This window comes from Streptomyces sp. NPDC006197, from assembly GCF_040613865.1.
GTDB lineage: Bacteria > Actinomycetota > Actinomycetes > Streptomycetales > Streptomycetaceae > Streptomyces.
This window is the reverse complement of record NZ_JBEXSZ010000159.1, coordinates 1-18311: the sequence shown is the minus strand read 5'-3', so window position 1 is coordinate 18311 and position 18311 is coordinate 1. Positions and strand designations below refer to the sequence as shown.

At 71.8% G+C, this 18311-nt stretch carries 17 protein-coding genes; 14 read left to right on the top strand and 3 right to left on the bottom strand.

Annotated elements, in window-relative coordinates; translation table 11 throughout:
• The first annotated feature begins 106 nt into the window (after positions 1 to 106).
• Entirely contained in the window at positions 107 to 1270 is a 1164-nt protein-coding gene (locus ABZ318_RS33495; protein ID WP_356906206.1) for a cysteine desulfurase family protein, read from the top strand.
• 143 nt (positions 1271 to 1413) lie between these two features.
• Here the strand turns inward: ABZ318_RS33495 and ABZ318_RS33490 are convergent, their stop codons facing one another.
• Positions 1414 to 2088, bottom strand: a complete 675-nt coding sequence (locus ABZ318_RS33490) for an N-acetylmuramoyl-L-alanine amidase (RefSeq protein ID WP_356906205.1) — start codon at positions 2086 to 2088, stop codon at positions 1414 to 1416.
• A 61-nt stretch (positions 2089 to 2149) separates the two neighbouring features.
• Here ABZ318_RS33490 and mnmA point away from each other — a divergent pair, with 61 nt between their 5' ends.
• Complete coding sequence (gene mnmA / locus ABZ318_RS33485) at positions 2150 to 3268, top strand: tRNA 2-thiouridine(34) synthase MnmA (RefSeq protein WP_356906204.1); 1119 nt, start codon at positions 2150 to 2152, stop codon at positions 3266 to 3268.
• Positions 3269 to 3300: 32 nt separating this feature from the next.
• On the opposite strand, the gene ABZ318_RS33480 is transcribed toward mnmA, so the two are convergent.
• Positions 3301 to 3864, bottom strand: coding sequence for an alpha/beta hydrolase (locus tag ABZ318_RS33480; protein WP_356906203.1), 564 nt, complete (start codon positions 3862 to 3864; stop codon positions 3301 to 3303).
• A gap of 78 nt (positions 3865 to 3942) precedes the next feature.
• Between ABZ318_RS33480 and ABZ318_RS33475 the strand changes: the two genes are divergently transcribed.
• The 12 genes from ABZ318_RS33475 (at position 3943) to gatB (ending at position 17426) form a co-directional block, all read left to right on the top strand.
• A complete protein-coding gene (locus ABZ318_RS33475) occupies positions 3943 to 4476 on the top strand; it encodes a TIGR00730 family Rossman fold protein (RefSeq protein ID WP_356906202.1) in 534 nt (177 codons plus the stop codon).
• Between the two features lie 183 nt (positions 4477 to 4659).
• A complete protein-coding gene (locus tag ABZ318_RS33470) occupies positions 4660 to 5097 on the top strand; it encodes a hypothetical protein (RefSeq protein ID WP_356906201.1) in 438 nt (145 codons plus the stop codon).
• A complete protein-coding gene (locus tag ABZ318_RS33465; RefSeq protein ID WP_356906200.1) occupies positions 5094 to 6851 on the top strand; it encodes an alpha/beta hydrolase in 1758 nt (585 codons plus the stop codon). Before ABZ318_RS33470 ends, ABZ318_RS33465 begins: the two co-directional genes overlap by 4 nt.
• On the top strand, positions 6848 to 7417 hold the full coding sequence (locus ABZ318_RS33460) for a hypothetical protein (protein ID WP_356906199.1): 570 nt from the start codon (positions 6848 to 6850) through the stop codon (positions 7415 to 7417). Before ABZ318_RS33465 ends, ABZ318_RS33460 begins: the two co-directional genes overlap by 4 nt.
• Before the next feature lie 14 nt (positions 7418 to 7431).
• Positions 7432 to 8130, top strand: a complete 699-nt coding sequence (locus tag ABZ318_RS33455) for an SDR family oxidoreductase (protein ID WP_356906198.1) — start codon at positions 7432 to 7434, stop codon at positions 8128 to 8130.
• A gap of 2 nt (positions 8131 to 8132) precedes the next feature.
• Positions 8133 to 9131: a methionine synthase gene (locus ABZ318_RS33450; protein WP_356906197.1), complete on the top strand. Its 999-nt coding sequence runs from the start codon at positions 8133 to 8135 to the stop codon at positions 9129 to 9131.
• A gap of 15 nt (positions 9132 to 9146) precedes the next feature.
• Positions 9147 to 11327 carry an NAD-dependent DNA ligase LigA gene (ligA, locus tag ABZ318_RS33445; protein WP_356906196.1) on the top strand — a complete coding sequence of 727 codons (2181 nt, stop codon included), beginning with the start codon at positions 9147 to 9149 and terminating at the stop codon, positions 11325 to 11327.
• A 319-nt stretch (positions 11328 to 11646) separates the two neighbouring features.
• Entirely contained in the window at positions 11647 to 13761 is a 2115-nt protein-coding gene (locus ABZ318_RS33440) for a bifunctional diguanylate cyclase/phosphodiesterase (protein WP_356906195.1), read from the top strand.
• Positions 13762 to 13856: 95 nt separating this feature from the next.
• On the top strand, positions 13857 to 14153 hold the full coding sequence (gene gatC / locus ABZ318_RS33435; protein ID WP_015036350.1) for an Asp-tRNA(Asn)/Glu-tRNA(Gln) amidotransferase subunit GatC: 297 nt from the start codon (positions 13857 to 13859) through the stop codon (positions 14151 to 14153).
• A 6-nt stretch (positions 14154 to 14159) separates the two neighbouring features.
• On the top strand, positions 14160 to 15659 hold the full coding sequence (gene gatA, locus ABZ318_RS33430; RefSeq protein WP_030693797.1) for an Asp-tRNA(Asn)/Glu-tRNA(Gln) amidotransferase subunit GatA: 1500 nt from the start codon (positions 14160 to 14162) through the stop codon (positions 15657 to 15659).
• A gap of 5 nt (positions 15660 to 15664) precedes the next feature.
• Positions 15665 to 15898, top strand: a complete 234-nt coding sequence (locus ABZ318_RS33425; protein WP_352076400.1) for a hypothetical protein — start codon at positions 15665 to 15667, stop codon at positions 15896 to 15898.
• Positions 15899 to 15914: 16 nt separating this feature from the next.
• Positions 15915 to 17426, top strand: a complete 1512-nt coding sequence (gene gatB, locus ABZ318_RS33420; protein ID WP_356906194.1) for an Asp-tRNA(Asn)/Glu-tRNA(Gln) amidotransferase subunit GatB — start codon at positions 15915 to 15917, stop codon at positions 17424 to 17426.
• Positions 17427 to 17536: 110 nt separating this feature from the next.
• On the opposite strand, the gene ABZ318_RS33415 is transcribed toward gatB, so the two are convergent.
• Positions 17537 to 18311 (bottom strand): NPCBM/NEW2 domain-containing protein (locus tag ABZ318_RS33415; protein ID WP_356906193.1); only part of this gene is annotated, 775 nt, incomplete at its 5' end.

Sequence of the window (18311 nt, the reverse complement as noted above, 5' to 3'; positions counted from 1 at the left end):
CGGCGAGCGCGGCGGCCGCCGCCGTCCTCGCGCTGTCGGCCAGCTCCGCCGGCGCAAACAGGCCACGCGCCGGGCCCGGCGAACGGGCTCGTAGAATCGACCCACCATGGCTTACCTCGACCACGCCGCGACCACGCCCATGCTCCCCGAGGCGATCGAGGCGATGACCGCCCACCTCGCCGTCACGGGCAACGCCTCCTCCCTGCACGCCGCCGGACGGCGCGCCCGGCGGACCGTCGAGGAAGGACGCGAGACGCTCGCCGCCGCGCTCGGCGCGCGGCCGAGCGAGGTCGTCCTCACCTCCGGCGGCACGGAGGCGGACAACCTCGCCGTGAAGGGCCTGTACTGGGCCCGGCGCGACGCCGACCCCCGCCGCACCCGCGTCCTGGCCAGTCCGGTCGAGCACCACGCCGTCCTGGACGCCGTCGACTGGCTGGCCGCGCACGAGGGCGCCACCGTCGAGTACCTCCCCGTCGACGCCCACGGCCGTGTCCACCCGGAGGCCCTGCGCGAGGCGATCGCCCGCGACCCCGAGTCCGTCGCCCTGGCCACCGTCATGTGGGCCAACAACGAGATCGGCACGATCATGCCGGTCCGTCAACTCGCGGACGTCGCCGCCGAGTTCGACGTCCCCCTGCACGCGGACGCTGTCCAGGCCGTGGGCCAGGTCCCGGTCGACTTCGCGGCTTCCGGCCTCGCCGCGATGACGGTTTCCGGCCACAAGATCGGCGGCCCGTACGGCATCGGCGCCCTGCTCCTGGGCCGCGAGCACACCCCCGTACCCGTCCTGCACGGCGGCGGCCAGGAGCGGCACGTCCGCTCGGGCACCCTGGACGTGCCCGCCGTCGCGGCCTTCGCCGTCGCCGCCCGGCTCGCCGCCGAGCGGCAGGGGGAGTTCGCCCGCGAGGTCGGCGCGCTGCGCGACGAACTCGTCGCCGCCGTCCGTACGGTCGTGCCCGACGTGATCCTCGGCGGCGACCCCGTCGACCGGCTCCCCGCCAACGCCCACTTCACCTTCCCCGGCTGCGAGGGCGACTCCCTGCTCCTGCTGCTCGACGCGGCCGGCATCGCCTGCTCCACCGGCTCCGCGTGCACCGCCGGCATCGCCCAGCCCAGCCATGTCCTGCTCGCCACCGGCACCGATCCGGACCTGGCGCGGGGGACCCTGCGCTTCTCGCTCGGCCACACCTCCACCAAGGAGGACGTGGCGGCGGTCGCGGAGGCGATCGGCCCGGCCGTGGAGCGCGCAAGAACCGCCGGCCTCAGCTGAACCACGAGCCGCCGGCCTCAGCGGAGCCACGAGCCCCCGGCTTCGGCGGAGCCACGAGCCCCCGGCTTCGGCGGAGCCACGCGCCCTGGCCTCAGCCGATCCGCCCGCTCTCCGGCCTCAGCCGACCCGCCCGCCCCCCGGCCTCAGCCGAGCTTCGTACGCTCCCTCCGTACCAGCGCCAGATACCGGTCCCAGTCCCAGTGCGGACCGGGGTCGGTGTGGTCGGTGCCCTCGACCTCGACGTGCCCGATGATGTGCTCCCGGTCCACGGGCATCCCGTACCGGGCGCATATGTCGGCCGTGAGGCGCGCCGAGCCCTGGTACATCGCCGCCGTGAAGTCCTGCGGCCGGTCGACGAAGCCCTCGTGCTCGATGCCGATGCTCCGCTCGTTCATGTCGCGGTTCCCGGCGTGGAAGGCCACGTCGAGTTCGCGGATCATCTGCGCCACGTGCCCGTCCTTGCGGACCACGTAGTGCGCGGCGGCCCCGTGCCCCGGGTCCTTGAAGACCTTCAGGGCGCTCGCGTAGCTGCCCTGGACGACATGGATCACGACCCGGTCGATCGTGTAGTCGTCGGGCCGGTCGGCCCGCCGCCAGTTCGCCCGCGCCGCAGACGTCCACTCGGCGCCCTTGTGGTCCAGCTCCCCCTCGACCCTCTTCTTCTCCATCCCCGGCAGGCGCCACCACAGGCGCCCCAGCTCGTCCCCGGCCAGCGCGACCGTGCCCACCGCGGCGGCCGCGCCGCCGATCAGCACGGCCCGCCGGCCCACCCGCCGTCCGTCCGACCCGTTCCCCGCGCCGTTCGACTCGCTCCCCATGCCACCGAGAACGCTTACTACCGCGACCGCGGTTCCCGGCGCCCCGTACCCTGGTAGGGCTATGACTAAGACTCTCCGTGTCCTCGCCGCCATGTCGGGCGGAGTGGACTCCGCCGTCGCCGCCGCCCGTGCCACCGAAGCCGGTCACGACGTCACCGGCGTGCACCTGGCCCTCTCCGCGAACCCGCAGTCCTTCCGTACCGGCGCGCGCGGCTGCTGCACGATCGAGGACTCGCGCGACGCACGCCGGGCGGCCGACGTCATCGGCATCCCCTTCTACGTGTGGGACCTCGCCGAGCGCTTCCGCGAGGACGTCGTCGACGACTTCGTCGCGGAGTACGAGGCGGGCCGCACCCCCAACCCGTGCCTGCGCTGCAACGAGAAGATCAAGTTCGCGGCGCTCCTCGACAAGGCGCTCGCCCTCGGCTTCGACGCGGTCTGCACCGGGCACTACGCCACCGTCGTCCTGAACGAGGACGGCACCCGCGAGCTGCACCGGGCCTCCGACATGGCCAAGGACCAGTCGTACGTCCTCGGCGTGCTCGACGAGAAGCAGCTCGCGCACGCGATGTTCCCGCTCGGCGACACCCTCACCACCAAGGACGAGATCCGGGCGGAGGCCGAGCGGCGCGGGCTCGCGGTCGCGAAGAAGCCCGACAGCCACGACATCTGCTTCATCGCCGACGGCGACACCCAGGGCTTCCTCGCCACCCGCCTGGGCAAGGCGGAGGGCGACATCGTCGACGAGGCCGGGACGAAGGTCGGCACCCACGAGGGCGCGTACGGCTTCACCATCGGCCAGCGCAAGGGCCTGCGGATCGGCCACCCGGCCGCGGACGGCAAGCCCCGCTACGTCCTCGACATCTCGCCCGTGAACAACACCGTCACCGTCGGCCCCGCCGAGGCCCTCGACGTCACCGCCCTCACCGCGATCAAGCCCCGCTGGTGCGGCACCGCCCCCGAGGGCCCCGGCCGTTACACCGCCCAGCTCCGCGCCCACGGCGGCGAGACGCCGGTGAGCGCGGCGATGGAGGACGGCGAGCTGAAGGTCGTCTTCGACGAGCCGGTCCGCGGCGTCGCCCCCGGCCAGGCGATCGTCCTGTACGACGGCACGCGCGTGGTCGGCTCGGCGACGATCGCAACGACGACGCGACGCGCGACCGCGCCCGCCACCGCCTAGGGCCTGTCCGGCGGATCAGGGCCGGACAGGCCCTAGACCGACTGCTCGTCCAGGAACTCCTCCAGGACCGGCGCCAGCACGTGCGGGGCCACCTCGCGCGTCTGGCCCGTCAGGGTGCGGTGCCGGGCCCGGGGGAGCACCGCCGTCAGGGCACGGGCCGTGTGCCGGGTCGCCGCCGGGCTCGCGCCCCCGTCGACGACGAGCACGCGCGCGTGGACCGCCCGGAGGAGCCCGTCCGCGAGCGGCTCCGGCTCGTACACGGACACCGCGCCCACCGGGAGCCCGGCTGCCGCCCCCGCGAGCGCGAGGACCCCGCCCGTCTCCGTGCCGTGCACGGCCGCCCCCGGGCCCGCCGCCGCCAGGACGGCCGCCAGGTCCTCGATCTCCCGCTCCACCGTGCCGGTGCCGCGCCGCTCGTACGTCACGACGGAGAAGCGCCGGGCGAGCAGCCCCGCGAGCGCCCGCCCGCTCCCGTCCGCGCCGTCCACCAGCACGACGGCCCGTCCCTCCCCGTACCGCTCGTACGCGATCTCCGTACCGTCCCGCGACACGACCCGGCCCCGGACCCCGCTCAGCATGGTGCTCACCTCGTCCATGGCAGGGCAGACCGGAGCCGTCACCGGAACTCATCGCCGCCCGCCGGACTTTTTCCACGACCGCCTACGGTGGAGCCCATGAACATCTGTGTCTTCCTCTCGGCCGCCGACCTCGACGAGCGGTACACGGCCCCGGCCCGCGACTTCGCCACGCTCCTCGGCAAGTCCGGCCACACCCTCGTCTGGGGCGGCTCCGACACCGGCCTGATGAAGGTCGTCGCGGACGGGGTCCAGGAGGCGGGCGGCCGGCTCGTCGGCGTCTCCGTCGACTTCCTCGCCCACAAGGCCCGCCCGAACGCCGACCAGATGGTCATCGCCGGGAACCTGGCCGAGCGCAAGGCCCTGCTCCTCGCCAAGTCCGACGCGATCGTGGTCATGGTCGGCGGCACGGGCACCCTCGACGAGGCCACCGAGATCCTGGAACTGAAGAAGCACGGCAAGCACTCCAAGCCGGTCGTCCTCCTCAACACGGCCGGCTTCTACGACGGCCTGAAGACCCAGTTCCGCCGCATGGAGGAAGAGGGCTTCCTCCCGCTCCCCCTCACCGACCTCGCCTTCTTCGCGGACGACGGCCGTGCGGCCCTCGCGTACCTGGAGTCGAGCCTGAGCTGAGTGAGGCGCCGTATCGATTGCTTGCGCGAAGTGCGCACGGGTGCTCTTGCTGTCCGCCGAGTGCCCTGCTATGCGACGGCGCGATTCTTGTGTCCAAATCTCCTTTGCGATTGTGGATGCGGCCGCTTCTCGTACTAGCGTCAGGGAGCGCAGGAACGGATCGCGGATCAGCGGGGGGAATCGGTGTCGTTATCGGAGCGCTGGCAGGAGCTGTTCGGCCCGGTCGACGGTGAAGCGTCCGTCATGCGCCTCGCCTCGACGGCTCCGGCGCCGGGGAACGGCGGGGGAGCGAGCGGCAGGCTCAAGCACAGCGGGGGCCCCTGGACCAGCGCCTCCGGCATCGCGGGTGAACTCCGCACCAGCACCGAGACGAGCCGGTCGGCACTCGGCCCCGGCCACGAGGGAGTGGAGGCCGGAGCCGTCGGCCTCACCTCCGTCGCGGCGCTCAAGGGCGTGCTGACCTCCTGGGAGGAACGTCTGTCGGCCGTACGGGACGAGTGCGACCAGCTCAAGGGAAGTCTGCTTTCGGTGGCCAAGGAGATGGGCGAGACCGAGGTCGCGATCGAGCGGTCCTTCAAGGGTGTCGACGGCTCCGCGGTCAAGGCGGGGGAGAAGCGATGACCGGAACGCTCACCTGGCACCAGCTTCGTGATCTCAAGACCTCCGAGTTCACGGAGGCGGGCGACAAGTGGCACGAGGTGTCGAACCGTTCGGACTCCGATCGCGTACGGGTCGATCGCGCGATGTCCGCGAAACTCCGCGAGACCCAGGAGAGCGAGTCGGCGGAGGCGGCCCTCGGCAGGCTCCAGCGCCTGAGCCGCAACTTCCAGTACCTGCACAGCGAGTGCGGCCTCGTCCGTACGACGCTCAACGGCCTCGCCGCCGACCTCGCCGAGCCGCAGCGCCAGCTGAAGCAGGCCCTGGACGAGGCTGCCGCCCTGAGGTTCACCGTCCACGAGGACGGGTCGGTGAGTTACCCGGCCGCGCCCGCCCGGACCGTGCTGGGTGACCAGGAGGCCCCCGGTGGCCAGGCGCGTGGCCGCCTCCCCCTGGAGCGCCCGTTTCCCGGCGAGACGTCCTCGCTCGGGCCGCTCAATCCGAACGCGGAGAAGGCCCAGGACATCGCGGACCGGATCGGCCGGGCCGTTTTCTCGGCCCGCTCCATCGATGCCCGGTACGCGCGGACCTTGGAGGGTTTGCGCGCGGCCGAGGGTCTGAACGTCACCGAGGCCACCTCGAAGGACGTGGCCCGGGACACCGCCGACGTCCGTGACGCTGCGGGCCGTCACCTCAAGGCCGGTGTTCCCGACGACAAGAGTCCGGCCGAACGCAAGGCTTGGTGGGACGGTCTGAGCGACGAACAGCGCCAGGAGTACCTGGAGGTCGCGCCGGACATGATCGGCGGCCTGGATGGCATCCCGGCGGCGGCCCGGGACGAGGCGAACCGGCGCTACCTGCCGCTGCTGATCGACGAGTTGGCGCGGAAGGACGACGGGGGTTCCGAGACCAAGTTGGATGCACTCCGCGGGATCCAGAGCGAGTTGAAAAAGCCGAGTCGTGTACCGATGTTCCTGCTCGGCATCGGGGACGAGGGCAACGGTCGCGCGATCGTGGCGTACGGCAACCCGGACACGTCGAAGAACGTTTCCGCCTACGTGCCTGGGCTGGGGACGAAGCTGAACGAGGAGTTCGTGACCGACACCATGGTGCGTGCCAAGGACACGGCCATGGGAGCACGTGGGAAGGACCCGTCCAGCGCGGCGATCGTCTGGCTCGGATACGACGCCCCCAACTTTGCGACGGTCATGTCCACAGCGGACGCGGAGAAGGGAGCCCCCGCGTACAAGCAGTTCATGGAGGGCCTTACCGTGACGAACACGAACGTGGACCCCCACCTGACCGCCATCGGGCATTCGTACGGCTCGCTGACCGTGGGCACGGCCGCACGCCAGATCGGTGGAATCCCCGGCGCGGACGACATCATCCTGCTCGGGAGCCCGGGCGTCGGTGTGGACAGGGCCGAGGATCTCGGCGTCGGCAAGGAACACGTCTACGTCGGCGCGGCGGACAATGATCTTGTGACGCATCTCCCCAAGCCCTCGGAGGCCGCCGCCGCGCTCCCGCTCGGCGGGACGGGCATTCGCTACACGAGTCGGGTCACGGACCACCTGTACTTCGGCCAGGACCCCGCCAGTGAGGGCTTCGGTGCTCAGCGCTTTCTGGTCGGCGACGGTCCGCGCATGGTCATGGAAGCGGGCTTCTTCGAGGCCCACTCCCAGTACTTCACACCAGGATTGGACTCGCGGTCCGCCGAGAACATCGCCCTGATCGTGGCGGGGAAGCCAGAGAAGATCACCACGGAGGAGTATCGATGACGCGAGTGCGACGGGCGATCCACGTTGCTCTCTCGACGACCCTGATGAGCGCCGCGCTCGTCGGCTGCGGAATTCTGGGAGTGACTGGCGCAGACATGAACATGCAAGAAGCGGCGGACCACTCGGACGCGATGCTTGACAAGACGATCGGCACAGTCGTTCCGGAGATCCAATGGACCCATGACGACACGACTGTCCGCAGTTGCGATCTCACCCGGCGGCGCACGGTGATGACGATCATTTCCGAGCAGCGGCGCGGAGCCTTCCTCGGCGTGGTGGAGCGGTTCTGGAAGAAGAGCGGCTACGAGATCACCTCGGTGAACCATGACAAGGAGATGCCGGCCGTCTTCGCCACATCGCCCGACGGCTTCCAGCTGGTCCTGACGTTCGGTTACAAGGGGCAGGCGTTCTTCTACGTCGTCACCCCCTGCGTGGACAGTTCGGAGGTGGCCGCGCCGAAGGCCACGCCCAACGGCCCTGCCTATGAGGGAGTGGAGATCCCCACCCCCAACGTCCGCTCCGACTTCTGGTCCGCCACGACTCCCGCCCCCGCCCCCTCCGCCTGACCGCAGGTGGGAGCATGGCTCCCATGGCTACACATGTGATCACCGGAGCGGGTTCCGGCATCGGCGCGGCCGTCGCGCGCCGCCTTCACGCGCGCGGGGACGAGCTCGTGCTCCACGCGCGCGACGCGGGGCGGGCCAAGGAGCTCGCCGCGCGGTTCCCCGGCGCGCGGACGCTCGTCGGGGACCTCGCCGACCCGGACCGGCTGTCCTGGGCCTTCTCGCACCAGAGCCTGCCCGACCGGGTGGACGGCCTGCTGCACATCGCGGGCGTCGTCGACCTCGGGCCGGTCGGGGAGCTGACCCCGAAGACCTGGCACCACCAGCTGAACGTCAACCTGGTCGCCCCGGCCGAGCTGACCCGCCACTTCCTGCCGCAGCTGCGGGTCTCCCAGGGGCACGTCGTCTTCGTGAACTCGGGCGCCGGGCTCAACGCGCACGCCGAGTGGGGCGCGTACGCCGCGTCCAAGCACGGCCTCAAGGCCCTCGCGGACTCCCTGCGGCACGAGGAGCACGCCAACGGGGTGCGGGTGACCTCGGTCTACCCGGGCAGGACCGCCAGCCCCATGCAGGCGAAGGTCCACCAGCAGGAGGGCAAGGAGTACGACCCGTCGAAGTGGATCGACCCCGAGTCCGTCGCGACGGCGATCATCACCGCGATCGATCTGCCGCGCGACGCGGAGATCAACGATCTGACCGTGCGCCCGGGGCGGTAGACATGGACGACAGCAAGCTCTGGGGGCCCGCCACCGGCGTCGGCTCCCTGCCCGGCGGCGACGCCCGCGAGGCCGCCAAGACCGTCACCGGGTCCTTCGAGGACTTCCCGTTCCTGGCCGAACTGCCCGCGCGCGGGCCCGGCGCCGACATGGTCGGCCGGACGATCGGGATGCTCGTCGACCTGTACGCGCACGTGGAGCCGAGCGGCTGGCGGATCAGCGACCGGCCGGGCCGCGACACCAAGCGGGCCCGTTCCTGGCTCGGCGAAGACCTCGACGCCCTGGAGGAGTTCACCCAGGGGTACGAGGGTCCGCTCAAGGTCCAGGCCGTCGGCCCGTGGACGCTCGCCGCGGCCCTGGAGCTGCGCGGCGGCGAGGCGGCGCTCGGCGACGCCGGCGCCTGCCGGGACCTGGCCGGCTCGCTCGCCGAGGGTCTCCACACGCACCTCGCCGAGCTGCGCAAGCGCGTCCCGGGGGCCCGGCCGGTCGTCCAGCTCGACGAGCCCTCGCTCACGGCCGTGCTGCGCGGCCATGTCCGGACCGCCAGCGGCTACCGCACCCACCGGGCCGTCGACCGGCAGGTCGTGGAGAGCGCCCTGCGGGACGTCATGGCCGTCCACGACGGTCCGGTGGTCGTCCACTCCTGCGCGCCCGACGTGCCGTTCGCGCTGCTGCGCCGCACCGGGGCGGCGGGCATCTCGTTCGATTTCTCGCTCCTCACCGAACGTGACGAGGAGGCGATCGGCGAGGCCGTGGAGGCCGGGACGAAGCTCTTCGCCGGTGTGGTGCCGTCCACCGACACGGCATTGTCGGACCCGGGCGGTAGCGTCATGGGTGTCAGGACGCTGTGGCGCAGGCTGGGGCTGAATCCGGGGACTCTGGCGGAGTCCGTCGTGGTCACGCCCTCGTGCGGGCTGGCGGGCGCGTCGCCCGCCTATGCCCGGGCGGCGCTCGCCCACTGCGTCAGAGCGGCACGGTCGCTCGCGGACAACCCTGAGTAACGGAAGGACGAAACGGTGGCAGTCGAACAGGGGGCCCTGCCCGCCGAGGCACGGGAGAAGCACGCCGACCTTGCCGAGCAGGTCGAGGAGCACCGCTTCCGGTACTACGTGAAGGACCAGCCGGTCATCAGCGACGGCGAGTTCGACAAGCTGCTGCGCGCCCTTGAGGCGCTGGAGGAGGAGTACCCGGAGCTGCGGACGCCGGACTCGCCGACCCAGAAGGTCGCCGGGCAGTACGAGACCGAGTTCACCGCCGTCGAGCACCGGGAGCGCATGCTCTCCCTGGACAACGCCTTCGACGACGAGGAGCTGGCCACCTGGGCGGAGCGGGTCGCGCGGGACGTCGGCACCCCCGACTTCCACTACCTGTGCGAGCTGAAGGTCGACGGCCTGGCGGTCAACCTCACCTACGAGCACGGGCGGCTGACCCGCGCCGCCACCCGCGGCGACGGCCGCACCGGCGAGGACATCACGCCCAACGTCCGGACGATCGCCGACATCCCGGAGCGGCTGCGCGGCGACCGCGTCCCGGCGCTCGTGGAGATCCGCGGCGAGGTCTACTTCCCGATGGAGGCCTTCGAGGGGCTCAACGCCCGTCTGGTGGAGGCCGGTGACAAGCCCTTCGCCAACCCGCGCAACGCCGCCGCCGGTTCGCTCCGGCAGAAGGACCCGAAGGTCACCGCCTCCCGTCCGCTCCACATGGTGGTGCACGGCATCGGCGCCCGCGAGGGCTTCGAGATCTCGCGGCTCTCGGAGGCGTACGGACTGCTCCGCGAGTGGGGCCTGCCCACGGCCCGGCACAACAAGGTGGTCGGCTCGCTCGCCGAGGTGCGGGAGTTCATCGCGTACTTCGGGGAGAACCGTCACTCCGTGGAGCACGAGATCGACGGGGTCGTCGTCAAGCTCGACGAGATCCCGCTCCAGGGCCGGCTGGGCTCCACCGCGCGCGCCCCGCGCTGGGCGATCGCCTGGAAGTACGCGCCGGAGGAGGTCAACACCAAGCTGGTCGACATCAAGGTCGGCGTCGGCCGCACCGGCCGCGTCACCCCGTACGCCCAGGTCGAGCCGGTGACCGTGGCCGGCTCCGAGGTCGAGTTCGCCACCCTCCACAACCAGGAGGTGGTGAAGGCCAAGGGCGTCCTCATCGGCGACACCGTCGTGCTGCGCAAGGCCGGGGACGTGATCCCGGAGATCCTCGGGCCGGTGGCCGACCTGCGGGACGGCACCGAGCGGGAGTTCGTGATGCCCGCCGAGTGCCCGGAGTGCGGGACGCCGCTGAAGCCGATGAAGGAGGGCGACATCGACCTCCGCTGCCCGAACGCCCGGACGTGCCCGGCCCAGCTGCGCGAGCGGCTCTTCTTCCTGGCCGGGCGGCAGTGCCTGGACATCGAGAGCTTCGGCATGGTGGCCGCGGCGGCGCTGACCCGCCCCCTGGAGCCGGTCGACCCGCCGCTCGTGGACGAGGGCGACCTCTTCGACCTGACCATCGAGCGGCTGCTGCCGATCAAGGCGTACGTCCTCGATCCGAGCAGCGGGCTGCCCAAGCGGGACCCGAAGACCGGCGAGGAGAAGATCGTCACGGTCTTCGCCAACCAGAAGGGCGAGCCGAAGAAGAACGCGCTCGCCATGCTGAAGAACATCGAGGACGCCAAGACGCGGCCGCTCGCCCGCTTCATCAACGGGCTCTCCATCCGGCACGTGGGGCCCGTCGCGGCCGAGGCGCTGGCCCGCGAGTTCCGCTCCCTGGAGCGGATCGAGCAGGCGAGCGAGGAGGAGCTGGCGGCCGTCGACGGCGTCGGCGGGATCATCGCGGCCGCCGTGAAGCAGTGGTTCTCGGAGGAGTGGCACCGGGAGATCGTGCGCAAGTGGCGCGCCGCCGGGGTCACCCTGGAGGACGAGGGGGCCGGGGAGGACGAGGGGCCGCGTCCGCTGGAGGGGCTGACGGTCGTGGTGACCGGCACCCTGGAGAAGTTCACCAGGGATGGCGCAAAAGAGTCGCTCCAGCGGCTCGGAGCGAAGGTGACCGGTTCCGTTTCGAAGAAGACCGGCTTCGTGGTCGTCGGTGAAAACCCTGGTTCGAAGTACGACAAGGCGATGCAGCTGAAGGTTCCGGTTCTGGACGAGGAAGGCTTCTCCGTCCTGCTCGAACAGGGGCCCGAGGCGGCTCGGGAGGCCGCGGTGCCCGTCGCCGAGTAGCCCCTCCGGAGGCCGCGGAAGCTCACCCGTTCGGCGCATACCAGATCGTTAGGGGTGGCCTGGTCGCATTCGGGCAAGAGAGGGAGAGCGCTGCCCGTCGATGCCCTCGGCGGCCTAGTGTGGTGACCGTGCGTCCAGTCCTGCACGCCCGCGCGAGGGCTCTGCCGGGCATGGCGTCAGGACATCGGCCCCGTGGTACCAGGTGCGGCCGCCCGACAGCGGCCGCACGCCGGACGACATACGGGGCCGGACGACGGACGGCCGCGTCACCGCGGCCCATCGCACACCGACGGCACCGCCGCCTGTGAGAGGGACGGGAATGGAACCGACCGAGAGCGCCGCCCCGGTCCCACGGCCGCACGGCCGTGTGGTCCCGCTGGGCTTCCCCTCCCGGCTGCCCGCAGCCGTGGTGGGCATCGCCGCCGTCGTGCTCGCCGCCGGGCTCCAGCGAGCCCTGAGCGGCGGCCACGGACTCTTCCCCGGTGGAGTCGCCGGCTGGTCCCTCGCCGTCCTCACCGGCCTCATCGTCGGCCACCTGGTCGCCCTCGGCCGGGACCGCTGGTGGGGCGGCACCGGCTCCGGCGCCGCCCTCACCCTCGCCGTCCTCCTGCTCTACGGCTGGATGCCCGCCGGACTCGTCTCGCTGACCGTCGTCACCCTGGTCGGCGCCGCCCGCCGGAACCGCTGGCGCCAGGGCCTGCTGCACGGCGCCGCCGATGTCCTCGGCGTCGGCGCCGCCGCCCTCGTCCTCGCCCTCTTCGGGGACGTACCGACCGTCGAGCGGCCCTGGCAGCCCCTCGACTGGACGATCGGGGACGTCCCGGAAGCCGTCCTCGCCGCCGGCGCCTACCTCGTGGTGACCCGCCTCCTCCTGTGGTACACGCTCGCCCCCCAGGGCCGCGGGCTGCCCACCATCGCCCGTTCCGCCCTGCTCCGGCAGGGCCTCGTCGCCGTCGCCCTGCTCGGCATCGCCCCCCTCATCTGCGTCGTCGCCGCCACCCGGCCGGTCCTCCTGCCGCTCTTCGCCGTCCCCCTCATCGCCCTCGACTCCACCCTCTGGATCGCCCGCGCCCGCGCCGAGGAGCAGCTCCGCGACCCGCTCACCGGGCTCCCCAACCGCCAGTGGCTCCTGGAGCGGGCCTGGACCGCCCTGGAGGAGGCCGAGGGCCAGGGGGCCCGCGCCGCCCTCGTCCTGATCGACCTCGACCGCTTCCGCTCGGTCAACGACACCCTCGGCCACCTCGCCGGCGACCGGCTGCTCCTCCAGATCGCCGAACGGCTCCGCCTCGCCCTGCCCCGCGGCGCCGAGGCCGCCCGGCTCGGCGGCGACGAGTTCGCCGTCCTGCTGCCCACAGCCGACTCCACCACCAGCGCCCAGCGCGTCGCCCGCCACCTCGTCGCCGAGCTCTCCTCCCCGCTCGACCTCGACGGGCTCACCCTCGTCCTGGAGGCCAGCGCCGGCGTCGCCGTCTTCCCCGACCACGCCCTCGACGCCGAGGGCCTGCTGCGCCGCGCCGACGTCGCCATGTACCAGGCCAAGCGCGACCGCACCGGCGTCGAGGTCTACGAGTCCAAGCGCGACTCCAACACCCCCGACCGGCTCGGCCTCCTCGGCGACCTCCGCCGCGCCCTCGACGCCGGCGAGGTCGAACTCCACTACCAGCCCAAGGTCCGCTTCGACGGCCAGGTCGCCGGCCTGGAGGCGCTCGTCCGCTGGGTCCACCCCGAGCGCGGAAAGGTCCCGCCGGACGAGTTCATCGCCATCGCCGAGTCCTCCGGCCTGATGCCGCACCTCACCGAGTACGTCCTGGAGACCGCGCTCGCCCAGGTCGCCCGCTGGCGCGCCCAGGGCCTCAACGTCCCGGTCGCCGTCAACGTCTCGCCGCGCGACGTCCACACCCCCGGCTTCGCCGGCGCCGTCGCCGCCCGCCTCGCCCGCCACGGCGTCCCGGCCGGCTCCCTCCAGCTGGAGATAACGGAGCACGTGCTCCTGGAGGACCCCCAGCGGGCCGCCGACACGCTGAACGGCCTCACCGGCCACGGCGTGAAGATGTCCCTGGACGACTTCGGCACCGGCTACTCCTCCCTCGTCCACCTCCGCCGGCTGCCCGTCAGCGAGCTGAAGATCGACCGCTCCTTCGTGGCCCGGCTCGCCGTCGACACCGAGGACGCCGAGATCGTCCGCTGCACCGTCGACCTCGCCCACTCGCTCGGCCTCCTCGTCGTCGCCGAGGGCGTCGAGGACGACGAGACCTGGGAGCGCCTGCGCGACCTGGGCTGCGACGCCGTCCAGGGCTGGCTGGTCGCCGCCGCGATGCCGCCCGGCGAGGCCACCGCGTGGCTCCTGGCCCGCGGCGAGCACGGCTGGCGCCGCCCCGCCGACATCGCCGCCCAGGTCGACCTGGACCACCCCTCGGGCCAGGTCGTGCAGTGAGCCCGCCCCCTCCGGGGGCAAACCGTTTCACGGGCAGCGGCACCGGCCCCATAGGATTGGGCCAACACCATCAAACTCACCCCGTGAGGATCCGCATGCCTGGCATCACGCGCGAGGAGGTCGCCCACCTCGCACGGCTGGCGCGTCTGGAGCTGAAGGGCGAAGAACTCGATCACTTCGCCGGTCAGCTCGACGACATCATCGGCGCTGTCGCCCGCGTCTCCGAGGTCGCCGACCAAGACGTACCGCCGACCTCCCACCCGCTGCCGCTGACCAATGTCATGCGCGCGGACGAGGTCCGTCCGTCGCTCACCCCCGAGCAGGCGCTCTCCGGCGCCCCGGCCCAGGAGCAGCAGCGTTTCAAGGTGCCGCAGATCCTGGGGGAGGACTAACAAGTCATGACGGACAACACCATCATCAAGCTCACCGCGGCCGAGATCGCCGGGAAGATCGCCGCCGGCGAGCTGACCGCCGTCGAGGTCACCGAGGCCCACCTCGCCCGCATCGAGGCCGTCGACGAGAAGGTCCACGCCTTCCTGCACGTCGACCGCGAGGGCGCCCTCGCGCAGGCCCGTGCCGTCGACGAGAAGCGCGCCCGGGGCGAGAAGCTCGGCCCGCTCGCCGGTGTGCCGCTCGCGCTCAAGGACATCTTCACCACCGTCGGCATGCCGACCACCGTGGGCTCGAAGATCCTGGAGGGCTGGATCCCGCCGTACGACGCGACCCTGGTCAAGAACCTGAAGGCCGCCGACGTCGTCATCCTCGGCAAGACCAACATGGACGAGTTCGCGATGGGCTCCTCCACGGAGAACAGCGCCTACGGCCCGACCGGCAACCCCTGGGACCTGACCCGGATCCCCGGCGGCTCCGGCGGCGGCTCCTCGGCCGCCCTCGCCGCGTACGAGGCCCCGCTCGCCATCGGCACGGACACCGGCGGCTCCATCCGCCAGCCCGCCGCCGTCACCGGCACCGTCGGCGTCAAGCCGACCTACGGCGGCGTCTCCCGCTTCGGCATGGTGGCCTTCTCGTCCTCCCTGGACCAGGGCGGCCCCTGTGCCCGCACGGTCCTGGACGCGGCCCTCCTGCACGAGGCGATCGCCGGGCACGACCCGCTCGACTCGACCTCCATCGACGCCCCGGTCCCGCCGGTCGTCGAGGCCGCGCGCAACGGCTCGGTGGCCGGCATGCGCGTCGGCGTCGTCAAGCAGTTCCGCGGCGAGGGCTACCAGGCCGGCGTCGTGCAGCGCTTCGACGAGTCCGTCGAACTGCTCAAGTCGCTGGGCGCCGAGATCGTCGAGCTGGACTGCCCGACCTTCGACCTCGCCCTTTCGGCGTACTACCTGATCGCGCCGTCCGAGTGCTCCTCGAACCTGGCGCGCTTCGACGCCATGCGCTACGGCCTGCGGGTCGGCGACGACGGCACCCGTTCGGCCGAGGACGTCACCGCCCTCACCCGCGAGGCCGGCTTCGGCGACGAGGTCAAGCGCCGCATCATCCTCGGTACGTACGCGCTGAGCTCCGGCTACTACGACGCGTACTACGGCTCGGCGCAGAAGGTCCGCACCCTCATCACCCGCGAGTTCGAGAAGGCCTTCGAGGAGGTGGACGTCATCGTCTCCCCGACGACCCCCACCACCGCCTTCCCGATCGGCGAGCGTGCCGACGACCCGATGGCGATGTACCTCGCGGACCTGTGCACCATCCCGACCAACCTGGCCGGCAACGCCGCCATGTCGCTGCCCTGCGGCCTCGCGCCCGAGGACGGTCTGCCGGTCGGCCTGCAGATCATCGCCCCCGCCATGAAGGACGACCGGCTCTACAAGGTCGGCGCCGCCGTCGAGGCCGCCTTCGTGGAAAAGTGGGGACACCCGCTGCTTGAGGAGGCTCCGTCGCTGTGAGTGCCATGGCAAAGAAGGCCAAGAACTTCAAGAAGTCGAAGACCGGCGTCTACGTGTCGCTGGCGACCACCGCGTTCGGCGCCGTCAGCGTCGCGAAGCAGGCGAAGCTGGCGCGCAACGACGGCGACATGCTGCGGCTGGTCGACGCCGCGGTCTCCGCCGCCGCCATCGTTACCGGCCTGGCGATCCTCTACCGGGAGCTGAAGCGCCTGGGCGACGACGACGTCCTGCTGGGCTGAGAGGGAAAGTCTCACCGTGACTGTCACTGAACTGCTGTCGTACGAAGCGGCGCTCGCCGAGTACGACCCCGTCATGGGCCTGGAGGTCCATGTCGAGCTCGGCACCAGGACGAAGATGTTCTGCGGCTGCTCGACCGAGCTGGGCGCCGAGCCCAACTCGCAGACCTGCCCGACCTGCCTCGGCCTGCCCGGCTCCCTGCCGGTGGTCAACGCGATCGGCGTCGAGTCCGCGATCAAGATCGGTCTCGCGCTCAACTGCGAGATCGCCGAGTGGTGCCGCTTCGCCCGGAAGAACTACTTCTATCCGGACATGCCGAAGAACTTCCAGACCTCCCAGTACGACGAGCCGATCGCCTTCAACGGCTACCTGGACGTCCAGCTGGAGGACGGCGAGGTCTTCCGCGTGGAGATCGAGCGCGCCCACATGGAGGAGGACACCGGCAAGTCCACCCACATCGGTGGCGCGACCGGCCGCATCCACGGCGCCTCCCACTCGCTGCTCGACTACAACCGGGCCGGCATCCCGCTCATCGAGATCGTCACCAAGCCGATCGAGGGCGCGGGCGACCGGGCCCCCGAGGTCGCCAAGGCGTACGTCGCCGAGCTGCGCGAGCTGATCCGCGCCCTGGGCGTCTCCGAGGCGCGCATGGACAAGGGCCAGATGCGCTGCGACGTGAACCTGTCGCTGCGCCGGAACGGCACCAAGGCCTTCGGCACCCGCTCGGAGACGAAGAACGTCAACTCGCTCCGTTCGGTGGAGCGGGCGGCGCGCTTCGAGATCCAGCGGCACGCGGCCGTGCTCACCGCCGGTGGCACGATCGTGCAGGAGACCCGTCACTTCCACGAGGACGACGGCACCACCACCTCCGGCCGCATCAAGGACAACGCCGAGGACTACCGGTACTTCCCGGAGCCCGACCTCGTCCCCGTCGCCCCGGCCCGCGAGTGGGTCGAGGAGCTGCGGAAGGGCCTGCCCGAGCTGCCGCGCGTGCGCCGCAACCGGCTCCGCGAGGAGTGGGGCGTCTCCGAGGTGGAGATGCAGGCCATCCTCAACGCCGGCGCGGTCGACGCGATCGTCGCCACGACCGAGGCGGGCGCGGACGCGGCCTCGGCCCGCAAGTGGTGGATGGGCGAGCTCGCCCGCAACGCCAACGAGAAGGGCGTCTCCCTGGAGGAGCTGCCCATCACCCCGTCCGACGTGGCCCGGGTCTCGGCCCTGGTCGCGGCCGGCGACCTCAACGACAAGCTGGCCCGTCAGGTCATCGAGGGCGTCCTCGCCGGCGAGGGCACCCCGGACGAGGTCGTCGAGAAGCGCGGTCTGAAGGTCGTCTCCGACGACGGCGCGCTCGGCACGGCGGTCGACGAGGCCATCGCGGGCAACGCGGCCATCGCCGACAAGATCCGCGGCGGCAAGGTCGCCGCGGTCGGCGCCCTGGTCGGCGCGGTCATGAAGGCCACCCGCGGCCAGGCCGACGCGGCGAAGGTCAAGGACCTGATCCTGGAGAAGCTGGGCGTCAGCGAGGGCTGAGCCCTTTCTCGTACGGGTTCTCGTACGTCTCAAGGGGGCGGCCCCGCACCGGAGTTCCGGTGCGGGGCCGCTCTCATGGGCCGCTTTCATGGGCCGCTGGAGCGGTCCGCTCACTTCTTGAGGACCGGGTTGCCGATGACGAGGCCCGGCTCGCTGCACGCGTCGATGTCGAAGGTGATCACGAGCCGCAGTCCGTTCCTGACGTCGAGGCTCAGCTTCTTCGCCTCGCCGAGCGTGACGGTCTGCCCGAACAGCGCCTTCCCGTCGATCCAGATGTCCACCCGGCTGTTGTAGTCCTCGGCCTCGTCGTCGATGCCGACGATCAGGTCCAGCTTCGACCAGCGCTTGCCGAGGTTGAACTCGGCCCGACCGGAGCAGAAGGACACGGCGCGGAGGGCGTCCGGGATGTAGGTGCCGCCGAGTGCCGCCGTGCCGGCCTCGAAGGAATCCATCCTGACCGAGGGATAGGTGGTGAGCGACGCGCTCTCGGACGCGTCGCCGGCCGTCGCCGTCGACGTCGGGGTGGCCGTCCCGGACTCCTCCGTCGTCGGCTCCTCCGTCGTCGGTTCCTGCGTCGTCGGCTCCTCGGACGGGGAATCGGTGGGGTCCGGCGTGGCGGGCGCCGAAGTGGCGGTGGTCGCGGCGGGCGTACCGCCCTTGGCTCCGTCACCCTTGTCACCCTTGTCACCGAGCAGCCGGACGCCGATCAGCGCGAGGACGGCGATCAGGACGACTCCGGCGACGGCACCGATCAGCGGGCCCTTGCGGCGGCGCCGCGGCCCGCGCGCCGGAGCCGCCGGGCGATCGCCCGCCCGATCCCCCGGGAGGAACCGGTGACGAGGGCGGTGCGGGTGGTGGCGATGTGCTGCTTCAAGGCGATCTCCT

Excerpts from the sequence above, each read along its gene's own strand:
- ABZ318_RS33495 (WP_356906206.1), top strand. The coding sequence starts at position 107 with ATGGCTTACCTCGACCACGCCGCGACCACGCCCATGCTCCCCGAGGCG.
- ABZ318_RS33490 (WP_356906205.1), bottom strand. The coding sequence starts at position 2,088 with ATGGGGAGCGAGTCGAACGGCGCGGGGAACGGGTCGGACGGACGGCGG.
- mnmA (WP_356906204.1), top strand. The coding sequence starts at position 2,150 with ATGACTAAGACTCTCCGTGTCCTCGCCGCCATGTCGGGCGGAGTGGAC.
- ABZ318_RS33480 (WP_356906203.1), bottom strand. The coding sequence starts at position 3,864 with ATGGACGAGGTGAGCACCATGCTGAGCGGGGTCCGGGGCCGGGTCGTG.
- ABZ318_RS33475 (WP_356906202.1), top strand. The coding sequence starts at position 3,943 with ATGAACATCTGTGTCTTCCTCTCGGCCGCCGACCTCGACGAGCGGTAC.
- ABZ318_RS33465 (WP_356906200.1), top strand. The coding sequence starts at position 5,094 with ATGACCGGAACGCTCACCTGGCACCAGCTTCGTGATCTCAAGACCTCC.
- ABZ318_RS33460 (WP_356906199.1), top strand. The coding sequence starts at position 6,848 with ATGACGCGAGTGCGACGGGCGATCCACGTTGCTCTCTCGACGACCCTG.
- ABZ318_RS33455 (WP_356906198.1), top strand. The coding sequence starts at position 7,432 with ATGGCTCCCATGGCTACACATGTGATCACCGGAGCGGGTTCCGGCATC.
- ABZ318_RS33450 (WP_356906197.1), top strand. The coding sequence starts at position 8,133 with ATGGACGACAGCAAGCTCTGGGGGCCCGCCACCGGCGTCGGCTCCCTG.
- ABZ318_RS33440 (WP_356906195.1), top strand. The coding sequence starts at position 11,647 with ATGGAACCGACCGAGAGCGCCGCCCCGGTCCCACGGCCGCACGGCCGT.
- gatC (WP_015036350.1), top strand. The coding sequence starts at position 13,857 with ATGCCTGGCATCACGCGCGAGGAGGTCGCCCACCTCGCACGGCTGGCG.
- gatA (WP_030693797.1), top strand. The coding sequence starts at position 14,160 with ATGACGGACAACACCATCATCAAGCTCACCGCGGCCGAGATCGCCGGG.
- ABZ318_RS33425 (WP_352076400.1), top strand. The coding sequence starts at position 15,665 with ATGGCAAAGAAGGCCAAGAACTTCAAGAAGTCGAAGACCGGCGTCTAC.